This window comes from Thermostichus sp. MS-CIW-25 (genome assembly GCF_054060015.1).
Genome location: NZ_JBSSCS010000039.1, coordinates 1 through 25,573, shown reverse-complemented (window position 1 = coordinate 25,573; position 25,573 = coordinate 1). Strand labels below are relative to the sequence as shown.

General features: G+C 56.8%; 19 protein-coding genes and 1 pseudogene. 7 read left to right on the top strand and 13 right to left on the bottom strand.

Features of this window, described 5'->3' with window-relative positions; genetic code table 11:
• The first annotated feature begins 211 nt into the window (after positions 1–211).
• Positions 212–910 carry a pirin family protein gene (locus ACVWZ1_RS12040; RefSeq protein ID WP_457503486.1) on the top strand — a complete coding sequence of 233 codons (699 nt, stop codon included), beginning with the start codon at positions 212–214 and terminating at the stop codon, positions 908–910.
• A 231-nt stretch (positions 911–1,141) separates the two neighbouring features.
• On the opposite strand, the gene tsaE is transcribed toward ACVWZ1_RS12040, so the two are convergent.
• Together tsaE and lgt are read right to left on the bottom strand one after the other, a co-directional pair.
• The gene (gene tsaE, locus ACVWZ1_RS12035; RefSeq protein WP_457467411.1) at positions 1,142–1,780 is read right to left on the bottom strand and encodes a tRNA (adenosine(37)-N6)-threonylcarbamoyltransferase complex ATPase subunit type 1 TsaE; all 639 of its coding nucleotides are present in this window, start codon (positions 1,778–1,780) and stop codon (positions 1,142–1,144) included.
• Between the two features lie 3 nt (positions 1,781–1,783).
• Positions 1,784–2,608 (bottom strand): prolipoprotein diacylglyceryl transferase, encoded by an 825-nt coding sequence (lgt, locus tag ACVWZ1_RS12030; protein WP_011433548.1) that lies wholly within the window; start codon positions 2,606–2,608, stop codon positions 1,784–1,786.
• Positions 2,609–2,843: 235 nt separating this feature from the next.
• Between lgt and recA the strand changes: the two genes are divergently transcribed.
• Complete coding sequence (gene recA / locus ACVWZ1_RS12025; RefSeq protein ID WP_457503485.1) at positions 2,844–3,968, top strand: recombinase RecA; 1,125 nt, start codon at positions 2,844–2,846, stop codon at positions 3,966–3,968.
• Between the two features lie 16 nt (positions 3,969–3,984).
• Here the strand turns inward: recA and ACVWZ1_RS12020 are convergent, their stop codons facing one another.
• A complete protein-coding gene (locus tag ACVWZ1_RS12020) occupies positions 3,985–4,821 on the bottom strand; it encodes a TrmH family RNA methyltransferase (RefSeq protein ID WP_457467413.1) in 837 nt (278 codons plus the stop codon).
• Positions 4,822–4,926: 105 nt separating this feature from the next.
• Entirely contained in the window at positions 4,927–6,297 is a 1,371-nt protein-coding gene (locus ACVWZ1_RS12015) for a 16S rRNA (cytosine(967)-C(5))-methyltransferase (RefSeq protein WP_457503483.1), read from the bottom strand.
• Between the two features lie 70 nt (positions 6,298–6,367).
• Here ACVWZ1_RS12015 and hisA point away from each other — a divergent pair, with 70 nt between their 5' ends.
• Together hisA and ACVWZ1_RS12005 are read left to right on the top strand one after the other, a co-directional pair.
• Positions 6,368–7,153 carry a 1-(5-phosphoribosyl)-5-[(5-phosphoribosylamino)methylideneamino]imidazole-4-carboxamide isomerase gene (gene hisA, locus ACVWZ1_RS12010; RefSeq protein WP_457503481.1) on the top strand — a complete coding sequence of 262 codons (786 nt, stop codon included), beginning with the start codon at positions 6,368–6,370 and terminating at the stop codon, positions 7,151–7,153.
• Positions 7,154–7,290: 137 nt separating this feature from the next.
• Positions 7,291–8,481: a M20 metallopeptidase family protein gene (locus tag ACVWZ1_RS12005; RefSeq protein ID WP_457503480.1), complete on the top strand. Its 1,191-nt coding sequence runs from the start codon at positions 7,291–7,293 to the stop codon at positions 8,479–8,481.
• A 293-nt stretch (positions 8,482–8,774) separates the two neighbouring features.
• Here the strand turns inward: ACVWZ1_RS12005 and ACVWZ1_RS12000 are convergent, their stop codons facing one another.
• The 7 genes and pseudogenes from ACVWZ1_RS12000 to ACVWZ1_RS11970 all read right to left on the bottom strand — a co-directional run bounded on the left by ACVWZ1_RS12000 (position 8,775) and on the right by ACVWZ1_RS11970 (position 19,143).
• Entirely contained in the window at positions 8,775–9,344 is a 570-nt protein-coding gene (locus ACVWZ1_RS12000) for a hypothetical protein (RefSeq protein ID WP_457503479.1), read from the bottom strand.
• Between the two features lie 124 nt (positions 9,345–9,468).
• Entirely contained in the window at positions 9,469–11,175 is a 1,707-nt protein-coding gene (locus ACVWZ1_RS11995) for an ATP-binding protein (RefSeq protein ID WP_457503477.1), read from the bottom strand.
• Positions 11,175–11,768 (bottom strand): hypothetical protein, encoded by a 594-nt coding sequence (locus ACVWZ1_RS11990; protein WP_414341843.1) that lies wholly within the window; start codon positions 11,766–11,768, stop codon positions 11,175–11,177. Before ACVWZ1_RS11990 ends, ACVWZ1_RS11995 begins: the two co-directional genes overlap by 1 nt.
• On the bottom strand, positions 11,765–12,958 hold the full coding sequence (locus ACVWZ1_RS11985) for a DNA double-strand break repair nuclease NurA (protein WP_457467303.1): 1,194 nt from the start codon (positions 12,956–12,958) through the stop codon (positions 11,765–11,767). The genes ACVWZ1_RS11990 and ACVWZ1_RS11985 overlap by 4 nt, the downstream gene beginning before the upstream one ends.
• Positions 12,948–16,544 (bottom strand): AAA family ATPase, encoded by a 3,597-nt coding sequence (locus tag ACVWZ1_RS11980; protein WP_457503476.1) that lies wholly within the window; start codon positions 16,542–16,544, stop codon positions 12,948–12,950. Before ACVWZ1_RS11980 ends, ACVWZ1_RS11985 begins: the two co-directional genes overlap by 11 nt.
• A 2-nt stretch (positions 16,545–16,546) precedes the next feature.
• The gene (locus tag ACVWZ1_RS11975) at positions 16,547–17,839 is read right to left on the bottom strand and encodes a metallophosphoesterase family protein (protein WP_414416579.1); all 1,293 of its coding nucleotides are present in this window, start codon (positions 17,837–17,839) and stop codon (positions 16,547–16,549) included.
• Between the two features lie 415 nt (positions 17,840–18,254).
• A pseudogene (locus ACVWZ1_RS11970) lies at positions 18,255–19,143 on the bottom strand (bestrophin family protein).
• A 237-nt stretch (positions 19,144–19,380) separates the two neighbouring features.
• Between ACVWZ1_RS11970 and ACVWZ1_RS11965 the strand changes: the two are divergent.
• Entirely contained in the window at positions 19,381–19,872 is a 492-nt protein-coding gene (locus ACVWZ1_RS11965; protein WP_457467305.1) for a helix-turn-helix domain-containing protein, read from the top strand.
• Here ACVWZ1_RS11965 and ACVWZ1_RS11960 read toward each other — a convergent pair whose 3' ends face one another.
• A complete protein-coding gene (locus ACVWZ1_RS11960) occupies positions 19,873–20,709 on the bottom strand; it encodes an anti-sigma factor domain-containing protein (RefSeq protein WP_457467306.1) in 837 nt (278 codons plus the stop codon).
• Between the two features lie 226 nt (positions 20,710–20,935).
• A complete protein-coding gene (gene tatA, locus ACVWZ1_RS11955; RefSeq protein ID WP_414356913.1) occupies positions 20,936–21,181 on the bottom strand; it encodes a twin-arginine translocase TatA/TatE family subunit in 246 nt (81 codons plus the stop codon).
• A gap of 195 nt (positions 21,182–21,376) precedes the next feature.
• Between tatA and ACVWZ1_RS11950 the strand changes: the two genes are divergently transcribed.
• Positions 21,377–22,852, top strand: a complete 1,476-nt coding sequence (locus ACVWZ1_RS11950) for a dihydrolipoyl dehydrogenase family protein (RefSeq protein WP_457503475.1) — start codon at positions 21,377–21,379, stop codon at positions 22,850–22,852.
• Between the two features lie 60 nt (positions 22,853–22,912).
• On the top strand, positions 22,913–25,204 hold the full coding sequence (glgB, locus tag ACVWZ1_RS11945) for a 1,4-alpha-glucan branching protein GlgB (protein WP_457503474.1): 2,292 nt from the start codon (positions 22,913–22,915) through the stop codon (positions 25,202–25,204).
• Positions 25,205–25,573: the final 369 nt, after the last annotated feature.

The window sequence follows — 25,573 nt, the reverse complement described above, 5'->3', positions numbered from 1 at the left end:
AGGTTCTGGGACGCCGGGGCTGGTGGCCTCATCAGCGCTTTACTACCCTATCCCCACCACCACCACCCCGTCAAGATATCCAACCCAAAATTTTTGGCAAGTTTTTGGCGAGAATAGCAGGGAAGAGAAGAAATAAAACTGTTTGAATATTGACATTCTGACTGCAGAGTTAATAAGATGGTTGCGAGGGTCAGGTTTTGGAGAAACTGCGATGCTGACTTTGCGTAAGCGGGAAGAGAGGGGTCATGTCAAGCTCAGTTGGCTTGATACTTACCACTCATTTTCTTTCGGGGAGTACTACGACCCTCGCTACATGGGCTTCCGGGCTTTGCGGGTGATTAACGATGACCGAATCCGCCCGAGTGCTGGCTTTCCGACCCATGGGCACCGGGATATGGAGATCGTTACTTATGTTTTGGAAGGGATCCTTGAGCACAAAGACAGCTTGGGCACGGGATCTGTGATTCGTCCTGGCGAAATTCAACGGATGACAGCGGGCACAGGGATCCAGCACAGCGAGTACAATCACTCGGCGGATGAGGAGGTTCATCTGCTGCAAATTTGGATTTTGCCGGAGCAGGAAAACCTAGATCCCAGTTATGAACAAAAAGCGACGGGTTTAGCAGAGCATCCCAATGAGTTTTGTTTAATTGCCTCTCGGGATGGACGCCAGGGATCCGTGATTGTGCATCAGGATGTGAATCTCTACGCGGGGTTGATTAAGCCGGGACACACCATCTGCCAATATTTGGATGAGAAGCGCTACGGATGGCTGCAGGTGGCTCGCGGCAATGTGACCCTAAATGGCTTGTTTTTGCGAGAAGGAGATGGCGTGGCTATTGCTAGGGAAAGCGAGCTCAACCTTTTCAGTGAGAAAGGTGCTGAGGTGCTGCTGTTTGATTTGGCCTGAGGATGACTTTTGGCTAAGTTCTGGCCGTTTGCCTCAAGTTCATAGTCGTTTCAGGCTGGGGTGAGACGTCCGGGCTACTGAGAGAAGCCTTCTGACCTGTGCATTATTGCTCCGCAACGCTAACGCGAAGGCGCGACCGACGCTTCGGGTGTGGGCGCAGTGTCTTAGTTCGAATCGAGGTGGCCATAGGTCTTTTGGGATCCCAACTTTTTCTGCTGCTTTCAAGTCCTTTCAGGGGGAGAAGTGGATCCTTTTTTCTTCAGGGTCTTGCTGAGTGAACTGAGAAAGAACTTGCTGCCAAAGTTGAGCAGTCTGGGATCCCTTTCCTTTGGCGTACAGGAGGCGGGCTCCTTCCTGTTGGGGATGGGGCTGTAGGCACAGCCAGAGGTAGGTCGCAGGCAGATGGCGGAGGTACTGGGGCCACTCAATGGCGGTGATCCCACCTTGGCTCCAAAGTTCTTCTAGCCCTAGGTCTTCCAGGAGTGTGGACTCTCTCCCACCGGCGCGAGCGGCAGAAGAGGGCTCCAGACGGTAGAGATCGCAATGGAAAAGAGGGATCCGTCCGGTGTGGTATTCCTGCACCAGCACGAAGGTGGGGCTGTCGATGGGTTCAGGGATCCCTAAGCCCTGCCCCAGCCCCTGCACAAAGGTGGTTTTGCCGCTGCCCAGATTACCTTCGAGAAGAATGACCAAGCCGGAAGTGGAGCCGAGGCTGCGGCTGGGAGGGGGAGATTTTTGTTGACCTAAAGGGGCGAGGAAGCCAAGGGCGGCTTGAGCTACGAGGGCCCCTAGTGATTGGGTAGCAGCGGCGGATGGCAGCAGCAGAGGGGAGGCTTGCTGCCAGGGCTCTTCATTCTGTTCGCTGGCCATGGCTTACAACTCCTTTGGGGCGGGGATCCCAGGCGAGGAAGTTGCCTCGTTTGGGTGAACAGAAACGCGTTTGGGAGCTGTCAAGATTGCGGCCAGGCCTGCTCCAATGAGCAACAGGCTCACCCCCTGCGCCACCCGCAGGGATCCCAGCATGAGGCTATCGGTGCGCAGGCCTTCGATCCAGAAGCGCCCCAGGCTGTACCCCACCAGGTAGAGGCCCAAGAGGGTGCCGGGGGGAAGCTGGCGCCGGTAGCTTAAAAAGAGCAGGAGCCCGAAGAGACCAAAGTTCCAGAGGGATTCGTACAAAAAAGTGGGATGGACGCGCGATCCATCAGGCAGCTGCAGTTGTACCCACAGAGGGCTATCCGGAGGCAACACCTTTCCGTAGGCTTCGTTGTTGAAGAAGTTGCCCCAACGTCCGATCCCCTGACCAAGGCTGAGGGAGGGAACAAGGCAATCGGCTAGCAACCAAAAACTCAGCCGGTGCCGCCGGGCGAACAGGTAAAGCGCCGCACTGCCGCCGATCAAGGCACCGTGAATGGCAATGCCCCCCTGCCAGAGGGCCAAGACCTGCCACCAAGGGCCATCTCGATAGCGTTCCCACTCAAAGGCCACATAGTACAGGCGAGCAAGGGGCAGGGATCCAACCACCAACCACACCAGCAGATCAGGCATGGAACTGGGGGGAAGGCCACGCCGAGCTGCCAGATGGCGAGCCAGGAGCAAGCCCAACACCATTGCCAGGCCGATCAATAAGCCATACCAGCGCAGGCTGAGCGGCCCCCAACTAAACACAACCGGGCCGGGGGATTGTAAGACCAAAGTCATGACCGTGGGGACATTCCTGAGCAGATCCCTTTAGCCCACTCTACCCGCTCTGCAAGGCTGTGCAGAAGACCTGCCCTCACCCCCAGCCCCTCTCCCAGAGGGAGAGGGGAGTTAGGAACCGAGGCAAGGTACGAGCTGACTGCAGTTGGAGGGAGAGGGATCCGCTCAGAGCAAGGCGACAATGTTAGAATGCAGGCTCGATTTTCCACCACGACTCCTGGGGGGGATGCGGGTTATGGCCCGGAAAGCCGCTGCTGTGAACACTGCTGATGACTCGGACAAATTGAATTCAGAAAAACGCAAAGCCCTGGAGCAGGTGTTAAGCCAGATCGAGCGGAATTTCGGCAAAGGGGCAATCATGCGCCTGGGAGATGCCACCCAGATGCGGGTGGAGACCATACCCAGTGGGGCCATCACCCTCGACTTGGCCTTGGGCGGAGGTTACCCAAAAGGGCGGATTATCGAAGTCTTTGGGCCGGAATCTTCTGGGAAAACTTCAATTGCCCTACATGCCATCGCCGAAGTGCAAAAACAAGGGGGAACGGCAGCTTTTGTGGATGCGGAACATGCGCTGGATCCCACTTACGCAGCAGCTTTGGGGGTTGATATTCAAAACCTGTTGATCTCCCAGCCGGACACGGGGGAGGCCGCCCTGGAGATTGTCGATCAGTTGGTGCGCTCGGCAGCTGTGGATATCGTGGTGGTGGACTCGGTAGCAGCGTTGGTGCCCCGGGCTGAGATCGAAGGGGATATGGGAGATGCCCATGTGGGATTGCAGGCGCGCCTGATGAGCCAAGCGCTGCGCAAGATTGCCGGAAATGTCAGCAAAACCGGATCCATCGTTCTTTTCTTAAACCAATTGCGCTCCAAAATTGGCGGCATAGGCTATGGCCCCCAGGAGACCACCACCGGCGGCAATGCCCTTAAGTTTTATGCGTCGGTGCGGCTAGATATTCGCCGCGTTCAAACCCTGAAAAAAGGTGCGGAAGAATACGGGATCCGAGCGCGGGTCAAGGTGGTGAAAAACAAAGTTGCCCCCCCTTTCCGGCGGGCAGAATTTGACATCATTTTCGGCCAAGGGATCTCCAACATCGGCTGCATTATCGATCTGGCAGATGAGATGGGCATTCTCAAGCGCCGCGGCTCTTGGTACAGCTACAAGGAGGAAAATGTTGCCCAAGGAAGGGACAATCTGGTTGTCTACTTGAAGGAAAACCCAGAGCTCCTAGCGGAGGTGGAAGCGGCTGTGCGGGAGAAACTTTCTGCGGGGGTGACGGTTTCCGCCAGCCGGCTGGCAGCGATGGAGGAGGGAGAGCAGGAAGAGAATGAGGATGCGGTCTTTGTAGAGGAAGAGTTCTGAGGGAGCAGCTAGCTGTTCAGGGAGCGCTTCCTGAGCGAGATCGCCGCTGGCGCAGGGCCTCGTAGAGCAACAACCCCCCCGTCATAGCGACGTTCAGAGATTCGACACCCTCGGCCATAGGGATCCGCACCTGTGCATCAGCCTGTTGGATAGTCGCTTCCCTCAGGCCAGCCCCTTCGTTGCCCAGGAGAAAAAGGGTAGGGCGGGTGAGATCTTGATCCCAGTAGCAGTTTGCTGTGGGGGAGAGGGTAGCAGCCAAGACTTGGATCCCGTGGCAACGGCAGCTCTGGATCCAGGCGGCTAGGTCGGGCACGACTTGGGGCGGACGGCGAAACCACTGGCCGGCAGAGGCCCGCAAGACTTTGGGGTTTTCGGGATCGACGCTGTCTGCGCTGAGCCAAAGGCCATCGGCTCCTGCGGCAGCCACGACTCGGATGAGGGATCCCAAATTGCCCGGATCTTGCAGCGTTTCCACCACGAGGCCCAAACGTACCCCGGACAAGGGGGGAGAGGGAATCTGCCGACTGACGGCCACGGCCACAGCTCCTTCGGGAGACTCGGTGGTACAGAGCGCTGCCATGACTTCTGAGCTGACGGCCTGCCGCCGTAGACTCTTGGGCAGATTGGCCAGCAATTGTGGGTAACGCTCAGCCCACTCAAGCGTGTAGCAGAGAGCCTGCAGGGGCCAGCCAACTCGCAGGGCTTCTTCGATGAGGTGGGATCCCTCTACCAAAAAGGCGCCCTGTTCTCGCCGACCTTGGCTGCGGTGCAACTGCCGCAACTTTCGGATCCAGGGGTTTTTCGGGCTGGTCAGCAGTAAGGACTCCGTCCCGCTAACGCGATCAGAAACCATGGGGCAACAGTCAGTCTCTTGCTTGGAGATAATCCTTTTCTCCCTCAGGAAAGCTGAGGGTTGATGGCTCGGAGCACCTGGGAAGCACCACGATGGAAGGTTTATTTAACCGTATCGACGCAGCCGCTGGATAAAAAATCCATCCCGATCCTGTCGGTGGGGCCAAATGAGCAGGGGATCCCCTTCAGCAGCCCAATTGGGGTGGCTGTCGAGAAAGGCTTGAATGATCTCCTCGTTTTCGGCAGGGTGCAGCGTGCAGGTAGCGTACACCAACACCCCGCCCGGCTTAAGCCAACGGGCTGCCACCTGCAGAAGCTGAGCTTGCAGGTGGGCCAATTCAGGGATCCGCTCTGGAGTCTGCCGCCAGCGAGCGTCAGCATGGCGGTGCAAGGTGCCTAGGCCGGAGCAGGGGGCATCCAGCAGTACGCGGTCAGCACTCTGCCAGGGGGGCAAGGGGGCAGGGGGTAAGGACTCCGTCCCGCTGACGCGATCGGCAGCAGCGCTCAGGGATAACAGGTCGATGGCCAGGGAACGAATCGAGGTCAAGCCCAAGCGATGGGCATTTTCCTCCAGGCGCCGCAGACGGTGGGGGTGGCGATCCAAAGCCCAGATTTCCCCCCGATCCTGCATGTGTTGGGCTATTTGGGTGGTCTTGCCGCCCGGAGCAGCGCAGCAGTCGATCACCCGCTCCCCTGGCTGGGGATCCAGCCAATGCACCACCTGCTGGGCACTGGCATCCTGAACGCTCCACCACCCTTGGGCAAAGCCGGGTAGGGCCGTGATGTCGCCAGCATGATCCTGAAGTCGCAAGGCACCCGGCACCTCGGAGATGGGGAGGGCAGGGATCCCGGCTGCTGCCAAGGCTTGAATGACTTTATTCACATCTGCCCGCAGTGGGTTGACCCGCAAATCCAGGTGGGGTGGCTGATTAAACCAAGCACACAACTGCTCCGTTTCCACCGGCCCCAGGCGCTCCCACCATAGGCTCACCAACCAGTCGGGAAAGCTGTGCCGGATCCCCAAAGCCTGAATTGGGTCGGCTGGCAGAGTGTCCTCGAGGGGCTTGAGGGGATCCTTCTCTGGCTGATCCAACACTTGCCGCTGGTAGGCGCGCAAGATGCCGTTCACCACCCCTGTCAGGGATCCCAGCCCCATCTGGCGGGCCAATTCCACGCTGGTGTGGATGGCAGCGCTGGGGGGGATGTGATCCAAAAAAGCCAGCTGGTAGAGGCCAAGGTGCAGAATGAGCCGCAAATCGGGCGGTTGCTTGTGGGCAGGACGTTGGGCAAAGCAGTCGATTAGGGCGTCGAGGGTGCGACGACGGCGGGTAACGCCGTACACCAGCTCGCTGACCAGGCGGCAGTCGGCAGGGATCAGGCGGCTGTGGGCCAACAGGTGCTCTAGCACCACGTCAGCATAGGCGTTTTGCCGCTCGATCTTCTGCAAGGCCAAGAGGGCCAGTTGACGTGCGTTCATGGTCGCCCCAAAAGGTTTTCCCATTCTCCCCCCTGGGCGATACTGGAGAAGCCCCTAAGGGATCCCAATCATGCCTTACACCAGCGCCTTCTTAGAGGTGATCCCCGCCATCGACCTTTTGCAGGGCCGCGCCGTGCGCCTTTACCAGGGGGATTACGCCCAGGCAGAACAGGTGGCCGATGACCCCATCCAGCAGGCCGAAGCTTGGGCGGCACAGGGTGCCCCTCGCCTGCATGTGGTCGATCTGGACGGAGCCAAAAGCGGGGATCCGATTAACCTGCCTACCATCGAGCGCCTGGTGCGCCAACTGGCCATCCCGATTCAGGTGGGAGGTGGGATCCGATCCCTGGAACGGGCGCGGCAGTTGCTGGAGCTGGGGGTGGATCGGGTGATCGTTGGCACCCTAGCCGTAGAGGATCCCGACACCCTGGAGGCTATGACCCAAGCCTTCCCCGGTCGGGTTTGGGTGGGGATCGACGCTCGGCAGGGGCAAGTGGCCACCCGCGGCTGGCTGAGCACCACTCCCCTGCGGGCTCCTGAGCTAGTGCAACGGGTGCAAGCCCAAGGAGCTGCCGGGATCATCTATACCGACATTAGCCGGGATGGCACCCTGGCCGGGCCCAATTTAGAACAGCTGCGCCAGATCCTAGCCGTCTCTCAAGTGCCTGTAATTGCTTCGGGAGGGATCGGCTCGCTGACCGATTTGCTGGCTTTGTTGAGCTTGCCCCGTTTGACAGGGGCCATTTTGGGCAAGGCCCTCTACTCAGGGGCGATCTCCTTGCAGGAAGCTTTGCGAGCAGTGGGGCCGGGCCGTTGGCAGGATCTGCCGCCGGAAACCGGATCCCTGTGGGCCTAGATGTCCACCTCGACGCCGAGCGGAAAGCAGCCTCAGCAATGCCATACTGGGCAAAATCGACAGGCAACTGCATGCAACCAACACTGGCCATCGGTGAAGGTTTTCCAAGACATTTTTGTTTTTTTGTTTTTCAGGTCATGTCCTTTCCCGCACTTCGCCCTGCTGTTCGAGCTTTACAACCCGAGTTGGTGACCTGGCGCCGCCACATCCACAAGTATCCTGAGCTGGGCTTCCAGGAGAAGCAAACCGCCGCCTACATCAGCCAGCGCCTGAAAAGCTGGGGGATCCCGCACCAGACCGGCATTGCCCACACCGGCATCGTGGCCACCATTGAGGGAGAGCAGCCGGGGCCGGTTTTGGCGCTGCGGGCCGATATGGATGCCCTGCCCATTCATGAGGCCAATGAAGTCGAGTACCGCTCCGCCATCCCCAACGTCATGCACGCCTGTGGCCACGACGGCCATACGGCCATTGCTATGGGCACCGCCAAGCTGCTGCAACAGCACCGTCAACACCTCAAGGGCACAGTCAAGGTCATTTTTCAACCTGCCGAAGAAGGCCCCGGCGGAGCCAAGCCCATGCTGGAGGCGGGGGTTCTGAAAAACCCGGATGTGGAAGCCATCCTCGGCCTACACCTGTGGAATAATCGCCCTCTGGGCACTATTGGCGTGAAAAGTGGCCCCTCGATGGCCTTTGCCGACCGCTTTCAGATTCAGGTGATCGGGCGAGGCGGACATGCTGCCCTTCCCCAGCAGACGGTAGATGCCATTGTGGTGGGATCCCACATTGTCAATGCTTTGCAGACCATCGTCTCCCGCAGTGTGGATCCGCTGCAGCCGGCGGTGGTGACGGTGGGCCGCTTCCGGGCTGGCGATACCTTTAACGTCATTGCCCCTAGAGCTGAGATTTGGGGCACCGTGCGCAGCTTTCAGCCGGAAGTGCGGGATTTGATCTCAAAACGTATGGAAGAAATCGTTGCCGGCATTTGCCAAGCCTACGGGGCCACCTACGAGTTTCGATTCGAGCGGGGCTATCCGGCGGTTCAAAACGATCCTGCTATGGCAGCTCTGGTGGAACAAGCTGCCCGCCAGGTGTTTGGCCCAGAGGCGAGGATCATCCCAGAAATGACCATGGGCGGCGAGGACGTCTCCTTTTTTCTCAACGAGGTGCCCGGCTGCTACTTTTTTTTGGGATCCGCCAACCCCGCCAAGGGACTGGACTATCCCCATCACCATCCCCGCTTTGATTTTGATGAAGCTGCCCTTGGCCTTGGCGTGGAGCTCTTCCTGCGCTGCATTGAGAACTATACTGGCCAAGCCCTGAGTTAGCTTCAACGGTGGGAAGCCCCGCACTGTATTTGCGAATTGTGTTTACCCAAGAGCAAAAGAGACGCTAGGCGAACAGTGTTGGGATGAAAGCCGTCCAAGATATACCTCTCTGGAGAGTTTCCCCGGTCTGTCCCTGCCGTGGGATGCACGGTGGCAGCACGCGGAGACCTCTGCATAGACAAGTCTGTGAAGCGTGAAGCCCGCCCTAGGGGCGTCTACCCCGGGAGTCGTTCACCAGGCATTTTGGGTTGCGCTGGAACGGCGATCCCCAGCTTGACAGGAGTCTGGAATGGCTAGGGCCTGAGCAGGTCAGCCCCTCCGCTACCAGGGAGCAGCAAAGGTTGCATGGGTTCTGGGGTGGGTAGGGCGGGGACAGGATTCAAGTCGGCGGGAATGTAGAGGGGTTTGGGGTCGGGATCCCCACCGAAGGCCAGCACAAGGGCTTCCAGCAGGGCCTGTCGCTGTTGCCGGTTCAGGGATTGTACAACGGCTTTGTCTTGGGCGTAGGGGTTGACCGTGAGGCGGTCGGCACCGGGATACCGTTGGGCGATGATTGGCTCATTGGCATCAAAATAGTCCGCCAGAGTCAGTTGCCAGTCAAAGCGGTCGGTGGGGGAGCGACCGGCCACCTGCAGGTGATAGATCATCATTCGCCGCACCAAAGTATCCTCTTCGGGTGCGGGGCCGCCATCGTTGGGGTTAATAGGGGTGTAGGTGTTTTCCAGGGGCAGATCCGGCAGAGCTTCGTATACCTGCCGCGCTGCTTGGGGAATCAGCCGCAACTGAGCATAGGCAGGCCCGGATCCCAGTAGAACCGCAACGGCAATGCCCAGCAAACCTGGCAAAAGGGCTTGTTTCCTCATCCTGCTCGCCCCAAAACTTGTTTCTGTGAAATGAATTGTATTGCAATCAAGCAGTGGTTTCGGATTGTAGATTTGGCAGATTCAGCGATTGAGATCAGGCCACAGTTGGAGTTTTGGGCCATTGCTAATCAATGCTGAGTCCGTCCACTACCTGAGGTTGAGGACGCGGTTTGAGAGGGGCTGACTGAGCCAAGCGATCCCGCTGGTGGTGTTCTTGAGAATGCCTTTGCCAGAGGCCGAGAATATCCAACGTTTCGCCGCCATGCTGCGTGTAGCGCTGCCGCACTTTGCACAGTACAGGGGTATTGACGCACACACCGGAGACGATCACCTGACCTTTGCTCAAGGCGGGCAATTCCTGCAACAGATCCCGCCCGGCAGCCTCGACACTGTGGCGCAAATTTTCCTGATCGGCAGGGTTGACAATTCGCATCAAAAATTGGCTCATGCATTGAGACAGAATATCCGAGTCCAACTTGCCAGGGCGTTGCGTGATCAGCCCTACTCCCAGTCCAAACTTGCGTCCTTCGCTGAGGATGGTGCGCAGCACCTGTTTGCAACGGGAAGGCTCGTGGGCAGGGGCAAACCGATGGGCCTCTTCCAGCAAAATAAAGACGGGATAAGGCAAGTAATTTTCGTCCCCCGGCTGGATCTTGCCTTTGTGGGTATTGATCCGAGCATAGTTGGCCTGGCGCAAGATGGCAGCAGCGATCACCTGCTGTTCTTCTTGGCTGATCTCATGCATTTGCAGGATGGTTACCTGCCCCGGCTCAAACAAGTCTTTGGGGGCCAGATGTTCTACATTGCTGAAATAAGGAGAGCGGTCGATCTGTTCTAATTTCCACTCCAAGGCGGCGGCTGAGGATCCTTGGGATCCATCTTCTGCAGAATCGGCTTCATTTACGGCATCGATTAAATCCTGAATCGTCCAGCGGAGTGGGTTAAATTGAGTTGTTTTGCGAAAGGCTTTCTCCAGAAAAGATTTCTGTCGGTCAGTGGTCTCTGGCAGCAGGGTCAGAATATCAAAGAAGTTAAGAGAAGATACACGAATCTTAATTTCCTGCGGTGAAAGAACCTTGACTTTAGGACGGTAGCCGTCTTCCCCAAAAAACTTGGGGTGGGACTGCATTTCTGCCAGCGTGTGGTATTCCCCGTGGGGATCGAAAATGAGGACGGCAGCTCGGTTTTTGGGCAACAATAGCTCTTCGATCAAAACCCCTGCTGTATAAGATTTACCGGATCCCGTCCCCGCCAAAATGGCCAGATGGGTGCTGACCATTTCCTTGACGTCCAGTACTACGGGCACTGCTCCCTCATCGCGCAACAACAGGCTGCCCAAGTGAGCACCCCCAATGGCTGTTTCATCTCGTTTGTTCAAAATTGATTTCAGCAGACGATTGGAGGCCAGAAAAACCTTGGCACCGGGATCCGGAGCGCGGCGGGGGTTAATAAAGCCCATCTTCTGATTGAAATAGCCGATGACCTCGACGGTAACCGCATAGATTTCCGGATTGGGATGGGTGAAGCCCACCAGAGCCACAATGGTGCTGGGATCGATTTCGGTATCGGCAAAGATGCGATCGGGAATGTGATCCAGGAGTTGAACCTGGCTAATTTTGCCCAAGATTTGCAGCGTTTGCAATTGGGGATCCTGGACTTCGTAGTAGACGAAATCGCCCACCTTTACCGCTTGGGTATTGGAAGTGATGAAAACATATTGGTTAGAGGTTTCTCCAGGCCCTTTGACGGTGCCAATTACCTCTGGAGAGTCCTCAGTTGGAGAGAGGGTGGCTTCTGGATGGTGGCCATTATCGGTGATTTTTTGGGGCATTAGCGCATCGCTCCTACAGTCATTTTCCAGGCCAATTCTTTGCTTAAGATTTGCAGAGCTCGCCGTTGAGCTGGATCGGCAAACATCGGCGTAATGTCGTTCAAGACTTGGTAGATCAAATGATTGGCAAAGTTGCCGCCACTACTCAGCAGCAAACCATAGTAGGAAAATTGGGTTTGACCTTGGGGATCCTGGTGAAAGCGCAGGATCTCTTCCCGGCTCATGCGAAAAACCGGCGTGTTTACAGGCACCACCACGCGTGGGATCCCTTGTCGGCCACAGCGGCGCTCTTCATCCAGAGCCCCGATTAAAACCACCGAGAGTAGCGTGCGCACCTCATTCTGCAAATCGGGGGAAAAATAGGGATCCGGCTGGCTGGAAAGACGCGGCCCAGAATTGAGGAACATCGGGTTCAGAAGCTGTGTGTTGTAGACCAGACCTACGGCCCAGTGTCGCCGGTCGCTTTCTAGCTTGACAAAGCTGCCGAAGCCATAGTCATCAGGAGTCGGCGGATTTTTGACTTCTAAAGCATCGTCCACCTGCACCACGTAATCACAGTGATTGTTGGAGCGAACCACCTTTCCCAATCTCATCGGACTCGTCTCCGTTGTAGTTTACTCACCGTTTTCCGGGATAGCCTTAGGTTCAGCTTCTCGCGAGCGGCCCAATCTTGCATGAGACGCAAGAAAAGGTTGCGATCCTCATTGCGGATAACGGCTATTTGATCGGCTGTCTCCAGCACATAAGGATAACCTCGCCCAATCACCACCTCACAGCGAACCAGATCCAACAACCAGTCCAACAGTCCTGCCTCATAAACCCAAACGGGTATTTCCAGGCGAGCCGGAAAGTTGTCATTGGTGCGCAGGTAAACAAATCCCACTCGCTCTCGCATTTCTTGGTAGCGATTGAGGATCCCATCTTGGGGGTTGAGGCTGCCGCCGCGGGCACAGATGAAAAAAGGCGTACGATCCCCCCAATCCAACCAGGGGCTGAGCAGTTGCGCATCGTGAAGCTGTGGAGCTTCGGGTAGGTCAAAACAATGCTTCAGCAACGCCACCAAATCGGAAGTGTAGGTGGTGTCTATGTAGGCCACGATAGGGATCCGGCTTTGCTCGCTGGCCCGCAAAAGCTGGAGCAAACACTGCACATAGAAATCTTGGCTTTCTGGCTCGAAGACTTCGGCAAAAGTAGCCACCAGCGCCCCATCCAAAAAGGCCAATTTTCGGGATCCCGGTTGGGATTTTTGAATGTATTCTACGAGTCTCTCGATTTCCATTTGAAAGCGGCGCATGTTAACTATTCGCTCTTTCGGTTCACCGCTGCTGTCGGATCCCAAGTCTCTTGGGGTTAATACATCCACTTGGATGTCTTTTTCGTACAAGCCTGCTGCGCAGTGATAATTTTCATACCAGCCGATTTGCACCAGCGCCACCGGTATTGACAGATCTTTGCTGGGATAAATCTGGGATCCATCCACAGCAAAGGTGGGAATATTTTCAATGACCGATTTCGCCCACTCACGGCTTTCTTCGTAATTGGCCCATTCCTGCTCAAAAGGGATCCTCCAATTGGAGTAGCGATCCCACTCTGCAGTAGGTAAAGCGCCTGGGAAAGGGAATGGAGCTATTTTTTCGGCAATCTCTAGGCTTGACCACTGGCACAAGCTTTCCATGGCCTGCTTATAGTATTCTCTGCGCTCCGACAGCCTTTGATCAAAAGTGGCAAAGGCCTCCCGCTTCTGCTGCAGCACCGCCAGGATCCGGTCGGCTCTAAACACCATGGGCGGGATCCCTCCCTACCGACTTGGATCCGGAGTGCCTTTCCACCCGAATAACATTTTCTGTCATTTGCTCAAAGGTATCGTCGTGGCTGATAACAAATAGCTGCTCAAAAGATCGCAGGTTGGTGATGGCCTCTGCCAGCCGCTGTCGCCGTTGGGCATCCATATTGGTGGTGGGCTCATCGAAAAAGGCAATATTCAGTTGTCCCAACACCTTGAGTAAAGCCAAGCGCACTGCCAAGGCCGCCGACATTTGCTCTCCCCCGGAAAGGCTGGCAAACCGTCGTTTGGGGCTGCCGGCTTCTTGAACGCGGATCTCATAATCGGCTTCCCAGGTCAGGGTGACGTTGGGACGGTTGAGAATTTCTCGGAAGAGGTGATCGGCAGTATGGTTGATCTGCTGCAGGTAGTATTGGGTAATTTGAGGGCCGGCTTTTCTATAGGTATCTCGGCTAAACTTGATAAAGCGGTGCAGGCGTTCTCTCTCAGTTTTTTCGGCCTCGACTTGCTTTAAGCTGGCCTTGGCCTGTTCCAATTGCCGCAACTTTTCCTCAATTTTGCTCAGTTGAGGAGCTAAGCTCTCCAGGCGGGCTTGGGCTTCGGCTTTTTGAATTTCAGTGGCCTGCAAAAGGGATCGAAGGCGCTCATGCTCCTGCGGTTGATACAGAGCAGCTAAGGGATCCCGTGCTGCGCGAAGTTGGGAAAGCTGAGTTTTCAGTTGCTGCCGCTGGGCGTTTAGCTCGGCCAGTTCCTGTTCCCGTTGGGGAAGCAATTTGGCGATGGGTTCCGCCCGCAGATAGCACTCGTGATCCACTCGGTATCGTTCGCGTTCTTCCTGCAGGGATCCCAGCTCTCGATCCAGATGCTCCGTTTGGCATAGGGCCTCCTCGATAGGGTTGAGTGCGGCCTGTAAATCCTGAAGCTGCTGCAGGCAGTCGGCCTGCATTTGTAAATACTGCTTTTCCTGTTTTAGCTCTGCTTTGAGCCGTTCGGCTTGACTTCTGGGATCCCCCAGAGCCTTCAACGTTTCGGCGGCTTTTTCAATTTGGGCCTGCAGGTCATCTTTGGATCCCTCTGTTTGTTCCCAGCGGTCGATCTGGGCTTGTTTTTCTTGCTTGGCTTTCTGGATTTGATCTAGGGCCAACTGGGCCGCTTGGAGTTCATCTTGCCGTCGGGGCAAACTTTGGGCAAGAGGCTGCATGCGGATAAAGGTCTCGTAGTTGTTGCGGTGCCGGCCTTGTTCTTCCCGCAAAGCTGCAATTCTTTCATCCAGATCTGAAAGCGGTTGCAGCTGCTCTTCTAGGGCTTGTATCTGCTGTTGGAGTTGCTGAACATGGGCCGCTATTTGTTGATATTCTTGCTCAACCCTAGACTTGCGGCTGAGATCTCTTTCCAAGCGCTGGATTTGCCCTCTGGGATCCCCCAGTTCTTGCAGCGCCTGGCCAATTTCCTGTTGTTGCCGAAGGAAGGTGGGCTCAGCCTCAAGATCCCAGTGAAGATCATCAATTCTGCTTTGTCGTTCAGCTTGCAACTGCAGCAGTTGCTGAATTTGGGCTTGTAAATCGGGTATTTGTGCGGTTAGGCCGAGCAAGGGTTGCAAAGTCCTGAGTTGTTTTTGGATGTTGGACAACTGCTGACGAAGTTGGGGCTCGGAAGTTTGGGGAGCCAGATCCTGCAAAATCTGATGGATGGACTGGAGCAACTGTTGGCTGAGTGCTGAAGATTGAGTGAGTACCTCTGGGATCCGCTGCCACAGAGATTGAAGTTGGGGATAGTTGTGTCGCTGCGCTTCCAATTCGTCCAGAAGTTGCCGGATGCTGTGATGGTGTTGAGCCAATTGATCCGAGCCCTGCTCAAAAAGGGCTTGTAGCTCCTGTTGAAATTGACGAGCTGCGGCAATGCGGCTGAGCTGAGTTTGCAATCGCTCCTGTTGAGTTTCGAGCGCAGGAATGGCAGCTACCCGCTCCAAATCCGCCTGCCGTTGTCTCAGTTGGAGCTGCAGTTGTTGCAATTGGACTTGGCCTTGTTCCTGCTCCGTTTCCCGTTGTTTGAGTTCAAGGCGCAGAGCCTGAAAGGAAGCCAACTTCTCGCCAAGTTGAGAGTGGCGCTGCTCCAGGGAGGCCTGCCGTTCACACAGGGGTTGCAGCTCAAGTTTTTCCGCCTCCATTTTTTGGAAGATCTGGAGTTGTTGCTGATATTCGGATCCCTGCAGCTCCAATCGATGCAGTTGATGTTGCAAAGTTTCCCGTTGAGCCAGTAAAGTTTGTCGGGTTCGCCGCAGCGCTTCCTGCTCTGCAATGAGGGTTTCCAACTGCAAATAACGGTTGTAGGTCAATTGATGCTGCCGACATATGGCCTGGGCCTGTTCAGCTTCTTGCACTCGGCTTTGTAGCAGTTGACAGCGCTCGGCGTGGGCTGTCCATTCTGCCTGGATCTGTTCCCATTCGCGGTGCAGGTGTAGCAACGTGTTGAGCTGTTGAGTCCAATAGGTCTGCTGACGCTCTAGCTCCTCTTGGGCCTGAATTTGCGGGGTTAGCTCCTCTAGCTCCTGCTTCCAGCGCTGCTGTTGGCTTAACTTTTCTTGAAGTCTTGCCAGTTGGTTTTCAATATGCTGTTTTTGCGAGAGCAAAGCATCCCGCTGTTTCAGCCACTCCAAGCGTTGCTGTTGCTGTTTTTCCAGCTCCCGCAAGCGAGCTTCTGTGGCCAAAAAATGCTGAGATCCCTCCCAGTATTGCTGTTGCTGCGCTTGAGCTTGCCTGGCCTCTGCCCATAACTTTTCTGCCTGCTCAAGAGATACCTGAAGCAGGGATCCCTTTTGCTCCAGTTGGGCAATCTGGTGATCTAAAGTTTGGATTTGCTCAAGCCATTTCTCCAGTCGCTCGATCTCAAGCTTAACCTGATCCAGAGTGTGGATCGATTGACTCAAGCGCTCTTGCCAATAACTCAGTTCTTGTTGGATTTTCTGCCGCTCCGCTTGCAGCGGATCCCACTCCTGTAGCTGTTGGCGGAGCAATTCAATTTGATGATTAATGGCCTGAATCTGCGCCTCGCTGTATTTTTCGACCGCCAACAGGTCTTTGGCTACCTGCTGGTACTCTTCCACCTTTAAGATGCGATCGAAAACTTCTTTGCGATCTCGACCGGTTTTGAGAAAGTCTGCCGTGAAAGTCCCTTGGGGCACCCCAATCGTTGTGGCAAAGAGCCGCGCCAGGTCGGTACCGGCAGGTACGCCCAAATGTTGCCTCAGCCACGGCAGCACATCGGACTTGCGCTCATACTCTAGGCGCTGCTTCAGCTGGGGATCAAAGAGACGATATCCCTGCGTTACGCTGCGGCGAACATCGTAGGTGCGCTGATCCCATTGGGAGATAAATTGCACAGTCACCACTGCGTCGTTGGCCCCGGAGCGAATGATTTCTTCTTGGCTGTAGGGGCAGTAGTCGAACAAAACCCAGGCAATGGCTTCCAAAATGCTGGTCTTGCCCGCTCCGTTTTCTCCGCAAATGGCGTTAATACCTGGCTCAAACGTGAAGACGGCATCCTCATGAGATTTGAAGTTTTGTAAAGCGAGAGAGAGGATCCGCATAATCAGTCTTCTGCTCCCCATTCGCGACAGCGATGCGGAGCATCAAAAGCTCCCCTTAGGTGAGCATACACTTCAGATTCTCCTTGCCCATCCAAAACCTTTTCTTTAAGATCCAGAAGCAGCCGCGCTAGCTCTTCACTGCGTTTGCGGTAGTGGGCATGGCTGCTCAGCAGATCCCTGTAGATTTTCTCTTCGATTTGTAGCCTCTGCCCCTCTTCTTCCAAGGAAAGGGCAGCCGACCCGAGCTCTAAAGTATTGGCCTCAAAACGAAACAGAACCAGCAAGGCGCCGGTAAGCTGCTGAATTTGACACTGTAGGGCGCGGCTATCCAGCTCATGCTTGGCGAACCCCACCTGCCCCACCAGCCGCAACTCCACCATCGGCTCCATCTCACTTTCCTGAAAACGGGATCCCTTAGCCAAGGCAATGGCTGCTGCGGCAATCTGTTCGGGGGTTTCTCTGCCCTTGGCCTCCAGATAGAGCCGGCGGCGGGGCCGCTGATGGTAATCCTGCACCAACTCCGCTTGGGGTGGGCCATCTCCCCAGCGGACGCGATAGGCCCCCCGTTGGAAGTCCCATTCGGCAGTGCTGTTGGCCTCCAGGGATCCCGGATTGAAGATCCACCCGCCCTCGGAATAGCTTTTGTGAATGTGTCCCAAGGCCAGGTAGCCCACCCCCGCCTCCCGCAAGGGCAACAGATCCCGGTAGCGCAAAGCGCCTTGGTAACGGGCAATTTGGCCCTCTAGACCGTGGTGGAACATCAACACCACCCGTTCTGGGCCGGGGGGCAACCGTCGAATGGCCGCCGCCAACTGCTCAATCGACCGAGGGGCTGCCGATCCGTACCACTGGGATCCAATCACCCGCACCCCACAGGGCAAATCCAGATACCCTCCCCGCCGGCCCGACCAGGGACGCAGCTCCAGTCCTTCTTCCCCTTCCTCAGGCTCCAGCAATATTAGCTCCCCGTGATCGGCCAAGTACCTCAGCCAACTGGTTTTCACGCCATAGGGACGGTTGTCGTGGTTGCCCTCGATGGCCAACACCGGAATCCCGGCCTGCTGCAGCTCCCGCAAGACGATCTGGGCTTGGTTGAGAACGCCGGGCTGAATCTGCCGATGCTCGAACAGATCCCCGGCGATGAGCACAAAGTCCACCGGATCCTGAATGGCATAGCGCCGGACAACATCCCGAAAAGCCAAAAAGAAGTCCTTGCTCCGCTCCGGGCTGTCGTAGCGGTCATAGCCCAGATGCACATCGGCCAGGTGTAAAAATGTGCAGGTTGAGCAGGCCATCCCCAGAGCACCTCGGCAAATTGTCCACAGTTTAGCTTGTCGGGGTGTGGGGGTAGCTAAGCCCCGCACTGTACTCGTAGAGTCAGTGTCGGGATACAGATACCCCCACATGGTGTATGATGGGAGTACTTGCACAAAACGGCTTTTGCCGGAATCTGGTGCAACTACGCGGTAGGGCATTCCGTGTCTGCTCGTGGAGGGTTCTTGCGTAGGCTCCCCGATGAAGCGAGAAGCCCACGCTGTACCCGTAGGGTCAGCGATGGGAGTATGTCACCAAACCCATCTTGTTCCCTACCCAAGATATAGGGATCCCTTCCTCTCAATCATCGGGTTCGTCCCGGCTATCTCCACTAGGGGTAGGTGCCGACTGAGGATCTGAGGAAACCCTGGAATGGACGGCTGCCCAAGAGTTCTCTCAGGTGTAATCGATTAAATCCAGGATATTGTGCTTCATCTTGTTGCAAATGTTATCGAGGGGCAGATCATTGGGATCCCGGCCGAAGGGGTTTTCAATTTCGATGCCGATCTCTTCAACGCCAAACAACATAAAGCTCAGCCATCCCACAATGGGGCCGGTCATCCAACCCAAACCTTCCACCATCTGAAACGGCAAAGATAAACAGTAGAGCAATAACAACTGCTTCAAGTGCAGGGCATAAGCCATCGGCATTGGGGTCATGAGAATGCGCTCACAGGCCCCCATCCACCATGCTGTTGAGCCGCTCCACCATGATCGTGAGCTGGTAGACCTCAACGCGGCCCTTTTGGTATTGGCGCTGCAGATAATCTCCAATCCAAAAGGCAATCTGCAAGGGGGGATGGTTGAGGCTTTGGAGACGTTGCAACTGCTCCGGGCTGAGCAGGGGCTGAATCTCATCCAGCAGAGGTTCCTGGCGCCAGTGCTGTTTCATGGCCATGGCAAAGGCGGGCAATAGATATAGAGTTTGGATCTTCTCTTCCCGGTCGCTGGGCTGCTTTTCTTCAATGGCTACCCAAATCAGGCGGGCCAAATTGCGCACGTCATTCACCACGGATCCCCAGGCTTTCCGCCCCTCCCAAAACCGTTCGTAGGCGGTGTTTGTCCGAAACACCAGCATCAAACCCAAAACGATGTTGGGCACAAACGCCACCAACGACGACAGCGCCAGGGGCAGCCCCAGCTTATACAGAATCGAAACCAGCACTCCGACCAAGCCGCAGGTAAAGGCGCGGGGCAGCACTGCCGGCACAACTGATCCTTGCAACTGCAGGGCCAGTCGAAACCAACGCAGCCCCTCTCCTGCAAGATACTTGCGAAGAACCATAGTGCAGCGTCGGCAAGCTTGCCCTCTAATCCTACAGCCTGCCGCCCAAGAGGGGATCCCTTGCCCGACCATCCTGAAAAGCGACGAGGGTAGCCTGTTAGAGATTTTTCAGTTCGAGATTCTGTAAACGTCAAGAGATGCCCAGGCAAACTTCACGAACAACTTCCAAAACCCCAAGTTACTGTGGTAGACTCTCCGCCAGGCAACGAATTCAACGCCGTTCTGCGATACCTCGACATGGCTGGAGTCCTCAAGCTCGACATTCGGGAATCGGCTGAAGAGCTCAAATCTCTACTTGGCAAGCAGTCCACACCGACCGGCAAGGAGCGGGTTCAAGCTCTTTACCTGCTCAAGATTGGGAAAGTCAAGACGATGACAGGCTTGGCTGAAATTCTGGGGCGGGACATCTCAACGATTTTTCGATGGTTTCAACGCTACAAGGCCAAGGGGCTAGAGGGCATGTTGACGGTGCCCCGCAACCAAGGGCGCAAACCCCTCATCCCCAAGCCGGTTTTGGAAATCCTCAAGCAGGAGCTGCATCAGCCTGGCCGATTCCGTACCTACAGCGACATCCGCGAATGGCTGCGGAAAACGCACGGTGTGGATGCCTCCTACAAAGTTGTGCATGAAACTGTTCGCTACCGTCTCAAGGTGCGCTTGCGGGGATCCCGGAGTAAGCGGCGCAAGAGCGGGGGACAAACTCCCCAGCCATCCCCCCATCTCTCTTGATCAGGGCTGGGCAGCAGGGATCCAAAAACTGCTCTGCAGCAGAGGCGGGCCTGTGGGGGATTCGCTCCCTCCTGCCGGTTCGAGGGTGATGAGGAGGCGGGTCGGCTGCTCAGAATGGAGGGGTTGACTGAGCCATTGCAGGGATCCTTCCGCGTTGACGGCAAAAGTGCCGGCGTTTTCCAGCAGTCGTCCCCCTCCCTGGACATCCGACTCCAGCCACAGTTGATAGGTGCTCCCTGGGGGGGCGGGAGCCATCTCCGAGGCCAAGAGCAGCACCTGCTTGGCATGGGGCGACCAGAGGGCTTGCACCAACAGGGGAGTGCTGAAGCTGGGATCCCGCAGCAGGGTTCGCTGCACCTGCGGTTGTCGTTGCCACTCTTGGTAGAGCCGTTGAACTGCCACCGACTCTCCCTCGATGGGGGATCCCCACTGCCAGCGCAGCCGCCAGTAGGCCGCTGTTATGGCTACCGCGTAGATCCCCAGCACTGCCAGGCTGCCCCAAAGGAGACGTCGCGGCCCCAGAGGGGCTGAGGTTTGAATGGAGAGGGGGACAGGTAGCCAAGCCCAACGCCGCAGCCGTTCCCTAGCCTGAAAGGCTGTCAACTCGTAGAGCCACAGGGCCACTGAGCGATCCCGCTGCAGGTCAAAGGCATTGGCGTGTTTCCAGCAGAACTCGAACACCTGCCGCACCACCTCTTCCGCCTGGTGAGGTTGCTTGAGAATGGCCAAGGCAATATCCAGCAGGCGCTTCTGATAGCGATCCTTGAGCAAGAAGTGGCTGCGGCGATCCCGCAGTTGGATCTGGCGCATTAACTCGAAATCGGTCAGCTCAGCCATACCACCTCTGGGGCATCCGATGGGCCCATCCAGGCTGATCCTGGCTCAGCCGGTAGCACTAGGCTGGGGAACTTTCCAGAACTATACACTAGCCCTGGATCTGGCTCCCTTGCGAGCTGACTTTACTTCTGATCGAAGCCGGCTTGGATCCCCCCTCTCGACAAGATCCCCAGTTGCGGCAGCACGTCCCTGGCAGAAGTTGGGATCCCACCCCTCTCCGCGACCCTCAGGCGGCATCCTTCTCCACCACCTTCTCCGCCTTTTCTGCGCCGGCAGGCTCGTCATCGCTGCTGGGGTTGTTCATCTCTTGTTTGAAACTCCGCAACGCTTTGCCAAAGGCGCTGCCCAACTCGGGTAGCTTCTTGGGGCCAAACACGACCACCGCGATCACCCCAATCACGGCCAGCTCTGGCAGGCCCATGCCAAAGATGCTCACGGCCAGGATAGGTTCGCTCGGCAGCAGAATAGTCATAAGTCCCCAAACCCTGAAAGGTAGAACAGACGGATCAATCCAGATTCTAAGGGGTCAATCCGTCCCACTCTAACAAGTTCTTCTCCCATGCAGAAAGGGTGTGGAAAGGGATCCCCTTCTCCCAGCCTACCCCCGGCCTACTCAAGACATAGGATGGTGCTATCCCTTGCCCGATGTTTTTGTTCAGAACAAGCCATGCCTGTCCCCTACGATATTGTGGTCATCGGCGCCGGTGCAGCGGGTTTGGTGGTGGCCAGCGCTGCGGCCCAACTGAAGGCCAAGGTGCTGCTGGTGGAAGGAAGCGACCGCCTGGGCGGAGATTGCCTCTGGTATGGCTGTGTGCCCAGCAAAGCCCTTCTTCACGTGGCCCATACCGTCCATCGGATTCGCCAGGCCATGGCTGCCGGTTGGGTAACTCTCCCTGGCCCAGCAGGGATCTCGGTGGATTACCTCAAGGTGTACGAACACATTCGCTCTGCCCAGAGCTACATCGCCAACCACGCCGATTCGCCAGATCGCTTCCGCCAACTGGGGGTGGAGATGGTGTTTGCCAAGGGCCGCTTTGTGGATGGGCGCACCTTTGAGGTGGCAGGAAGGCAGGTACAGGCGCGAGCTTTTGTCATCGCCACCGGATCCCGTCCTTGGGTTCCCCCCTTGCCAGGCTTGGCCGAGGCGGGCTATCTGACCAACGAATCGATCTTTGACCTAACCCGCTTGCCCAAATCGGTGGCGGTGATAGGGGCGGGGCCGGTAGGCTGCGAGTTGAGCCAAGCTCTGGCCCGTCTGGGATCCGAGGTGACCCTCATTGCCAGCCGCGAGCGCATCTTGCCCAAGGAGGATCCCGAAGCCGCCCAGGTGGTGCAGCAACAGTTGACCCAAGATGGGATCCGCATCCTCACCCGGGTACGCGCCACAGCAGTTGGCCAAGAGCAAGGGGCAAAGCTGCTTTCCCTAAAGGCCAATTCCGGGGCAGGCACCGCCGCTGCAGGTGACCCGGTGATCCGTGCAGAAGCGATTTTGGTGGCCGCCGGTCGGATCCCGAACGTGGAAGGGCTGGGTCTAGAAGCCGCCGGCGTGCAGTACACCCCCCAAGGGATCCAGGTGAATGCCAAGCTGCAAACCCGCAATCCCCGCATCTACGCCTGTGGGGATGTCATCGGCGGGCCGCAATTTACCCATGTGGCGGCCTACGAAGCGGCAGTGGCCCTGGTCAATGCCCTGTTTTTCCCCCTCAGCCAAGCGCGTTATCGTGTCATTCCTTGGGCCATCTTCACCGAGCCGGAGCTGGCCCGTGTGGGCCTCACCGAAAGCGAAGCCCGGCAGCAATACGGCAAGGATGTGGTGGTGCTCAAACAGGAGTTTGCCGATGTGGATCGGGCCCAGGCAGAAGCTGCCCCCCTGGGCTTTGCCAAGTTGATCTGTCGACGCAACGGCCAGATTTTGGGGGCGCACCTGGTGGGATCCCAGGCGGGAGAGCTGATTCATGAAGTGGTTTTGGCCATGAGCCGGCGGCTGCCCGTCTCTGCCCTGACCGGGATCCACATCTACCCCACCCGCTCGGAGGTGAACGCCAAGGCGGCCCTGCAGCACCGCAAGCAACAATTGGCCACCAACCCCCGCCTGCAGAACTTCTTGCAGGGATTCTTTGCCTGGAGGCGGGCCTGGAGCTGACAGCGCAAACTGGGGGTCAGCCACCGCTAGACTAGAATGGTCATTTACTGAGGGTTCCCGATGGGCTTTCTCCTGTCTGCTGAACAAGTGGGTCAGTTTGTTTCCAACCAATGGCAGGATCCCTATGCCGTTTTGGGCCCCCAGCAGATAGAAGAGGCCGGGAAATCCTTTGGGTTGGTGCGCGCCCTTGTGCCCAATGCTCGGCAGGTTTGGCTGGTGGAGCGCGCCACTGGACAGGCTCACCCGATGCAGCCGCTGCACCCGGAAACGCTATTCGAGCTGCGCTTTGAGCCGGGAACCCCTCTGCCAGACTATTTTTTGCGGGCCCAACGGGTCTGGGATCCCCAAGGGGAACACTTGGAAGAATGGGAGGATCCCTACCGCTTTCCCTTGGAGAAGGTCAACCACATTGGCGAGCTGGATCGCTACTTGTTCAACGAGGGGAATCACCACCGCATTTACGACAAGCTGGGCGCTCATCCCATCACGGTGGATGGGGTGAAGGGGGTGCATTTCGCCGTCTGGGCTCCCAACGCCCGCAACGTCAGCGTTATCGGCGATTTTAACCACTGGGACGGGCGCCAACACCAGATGAAGCGGCTGGGTGAAAGCGGCATCTGGGCGGTGTTCATCCCCGGCGTAGGGCCAGGCGCCATCTACAAGTACGAGGTGAAAACTTCCTGGGGGGATATCTACGAAAAATCGGATCCCTATGGCTTTCAACAGGAGGTGCGCCCTAAAACCGGCTCCATCGTAGCCGACCTCAACACCTACACCTGGCACGACCAAGCCTGGCTGGAAAAACGCGCCGCCACCGATCCCCTGCGCTCGCCGATTTCGGTTTATGAGGTGCATCTGGGATCCTGGATGCACGCCTCGGCTGAAGATCCACCTGCCGAAGGGCAAAGTGTGCTGGTGGACCAAAAGCCCAACACTCGCTTCCTCACCTACCGCGAGCTGGCGGACAAATTGATCCCCTATGTGAAGGAGCTGGGCTTTACCCACATCGAGCTGTTGCCGGTGGCAGAACACCCCTTTGATGGCTCTTGGGGCTATCAGGTGATCGGCTACTATGCCGTGACATCCCGCTATGGATCCCCGCAAGACTTTATGTATTTTGTCGATCGGGCCCACCAGGCCGGGATCGGCGTGATTGTCGATTGGGTGCCCGGACATTTCCCCAAAGATGGGCATGGGCTGGCTTTTTTCGACGGTACTCACCTGTACGAGTACGCCGACCCTCGCAAAGGCGAGCACAAAGGTTGGGGCACTTTGGTCTTTAATTATGGCCGCAACGAGGTGCGCAATTATCTGGTGGCCAATGCCCTTTTTTGGTTCGAGAAATACCACATCGACGGGATCCGGGTGGACGCGGTGGCCTCGATGCTTTATCTGGATTATGACCGCAAAGACTGGATCCCCAATCCCTACGGCGGGCGGGAACACCTCGAAGCCATCGACTTTTTCCGGCAGCTCAATACCCTCATTTTCAAATACAACCCCGGTGCGCTTTCCATTGCCGAAGAATCTACTGCTTGGCCGATGGTAACTTGGCCAACCCATGTGGGTGGGCTGGGCTTCAACTTGAAGTGGAACATGGGTTGGATGCACGACATGTTGGATTATTTCCACATGGATCCCTGGTTCCGCCAGTTCCATCCCCATTTGGTCACCTTCAGCCTCATGTATGCCTTCAGCGAAAATTACATGCTGGCCTTTTCTCACGATGAGGTGGTGCATGGCAAGAGCCACATGTTGGGCAAAATGCCGGGGGATCATTGGCATAAGTTCGCCAGTCTGCGGGCTTTATACGGCTACATGTTCACCCACCCTGGCAAGAAAACCTTGTTCATGAGCATGGAGTTTGGCCAGTGGAATGAGTGGAATGTTTGGGCAGATCTGGACTGGGAGCTGCTGCAGTATGAACCCCACGCCAAGTTGCGCCACTATGTGGCCAGCCTGAATCACCTGTTGCGCTCCGAACCTGCCCTGTATACCCAAGACACCAAGCCAGAAGGGTTCCGCTGGATCGACTGCAGCGATCATCGCGGCATCGTTTCCTTCATCCGCTATGGGGAGGATCCCAGTGAGTGGGTGGTGGTGGTTTGTAACTTCACGCCGGTGGTCTGGCCCCATTACCGCATCGGAGTGCCGGAGCGAGGCTTTTATCGAGAGCTGCTCAACAGCGACGCTGTGGAGTTTTGGGGCAGCGGGGTAGGCAATTTGGGGGGCAAGTGGACAGACGACTGGGCTTACCACAACTTGCCCTACTCCCTCGAGCTCTGCCTGCCGCAACTTTCTACCTTGGTGCTGAAATGGCAGCCGCCGCAGCCGGTCGAGTCCCAGAATTGACACCCTGCTGGCTTCCTTCCGCCGCACTGGGAGGACGGGTCTGGAGACTTCGTTTTTTGGCCATTTGTAGTCCTTTCAAGCTGGATTGAGACAATCCCCAAGCGCTCCATACCGCTTCCGAGATCACCCCCAGTCCTCTTCCCAGAGAGAGAGGGGAGTTGGGAAGCAATGAGATAGAAATGTTTCATTTCGTTTCATTCTTATTTAAAATGACTGTGGGCGTGGGTGCAGTGTTCTAGTTTGAATCGAAATGACCATAAGGCAGACATAACTGAGTGCTACGGGCAGGTTTTTTCTGAGAGGATTTCAGCAATGGCCGCAGCCACCCGCTCTTGTTGACAGGTGGTCAACTCAGGAAAACACGGCAAA

Coding starts and splice junctions, on each gene's coding strand:
- lgt (WP_011433548.1), bottom strand. CDS start 2,608: ATGACTTTGGTCTTACAATCCCCCGGCCCGGTTGTGTTTAGTTGGGGG.
- ACVWZ1_RS11985 (WP_457467303.1), bottom strand. CDS start 12,958: ATGGTGTTTAGAGCCGACCGGATCCTGGCGGTGCTGCAGCAGAAGCGG.
- ACVWZ1_RS12005 (WP_457503480.1), top strand. CDS start 7,291: ATGTCCTTTCCCGCACTTCGCCCTGCTGTTCGAGCTTTACAACCCGAG.
- ACVWZ1_RS11950 (WP_457503475.1), top strand. CDS start 21,377: ATGCCTGTCCCCTACGATATTGTGGTCATCGGCGCCGGTGCAGCGGGT.
- ACVWZ1_RS11965 (WP_457467305.1), top strand. CDS start 19,381: ATGGCTGGAGTCCTCAAGCTCGACATTCGGGAATCGGCTGAAGAGCTC.
- ACVWZ1_RS11960 (WP_457467306.1), bottom strand. CDS start 20,709: ATGGCTGAGCTGACCGATTTCGAGTTAATGCGCCAGATCCAACTGCGG.
- hisA (WP_457503481.1), top strand. CDS start 6,368: ATGCCTTACACCAGCGCCTTCTTAGAGGTGATCCCCGCCATCGACCTT.
- ACVWZ1_RS11980 (WP_457503476.1), bottom strand. CDS start 16,544: ATGCGGATCCTCTCTCTCGCTTTACAAAACTTCAAATCTCATGAGGAT.
- ACVWZ1_RS11995 (WP_457503477.1), bottom strand. CDS start 11,175: ATGCCCCAAAAAATCACCGATAATGGCCACCATCCAGAAGCCACCCTC.
- ACVWZ1_RS12020 (WP_457467413.1), bottom strand. CDS start 4,821: ATGGTTTCTGATCGCGTTAGCGGGACGGAGTCCTTACTGCTGACCAGC.
- ACVWZ1_RS12000 (WP_457503479.1), bottom strand. CDS start 9,344: ATGAGGAAACAAGCCCTTTTGCCAGGTTTGCTGGGCATTGCCGTTGCG.
- ACVWZ1_RS11990 (WP_414341843.1), bottom strand. CDS start 11,768: ATGAGATTGGGAAAGGTGGTTCGCTCCAACAATCACTGTGATTACGTG.
- ACVWZ1_RS12015 (WP_457503483.1), bottom strand. CDS start 6,297: ATGAACGCACGTCAACTGGCCCTCTTGGCCTTGCAGAAGATCGAGCGG.
- glgB (WP_457503474.1), top strand. CDS start 22,913: ATGGGCTTTCTCCTGTCTGCTGAACAAGTGGGTCAGTTTGTTTCCAAC.
- ACVWZ1_RS12040 (WP_457503486.1), top strand. CDS start 212: ATGCTGACTTTGCGTAAGCGGGAAGAGAGGGGTCATGTCAAGCTCAGT.
- tsaE (WP_457467411.1), bottom strand. CDS start 1,780: ATGGCCAGCGAACAGAATGAAGAGCCCTGGCAGCAAGCCTCCCCTCTG.
- tatA (WP_414356913.1), bottom strand. CDS start 21,181: ATGACTATTCTGCTGCCGAGCGAACCTATCCTGGCCGTGAGCATCTTT.
- ACVWZ1_RS11975 (WP_414416579.1), bottom strand. CDS start 17,839: ATGGCCTGCTCAACCTGCACATTTTTACACCTGGCCGATGTGCATCTG.
- recA (WP_457503485.1), top strand. CDS start 2,844: ATGGCCCGGAAAGCCGCTGCTGTGAACACTGCTGATGACTCGGACAAA.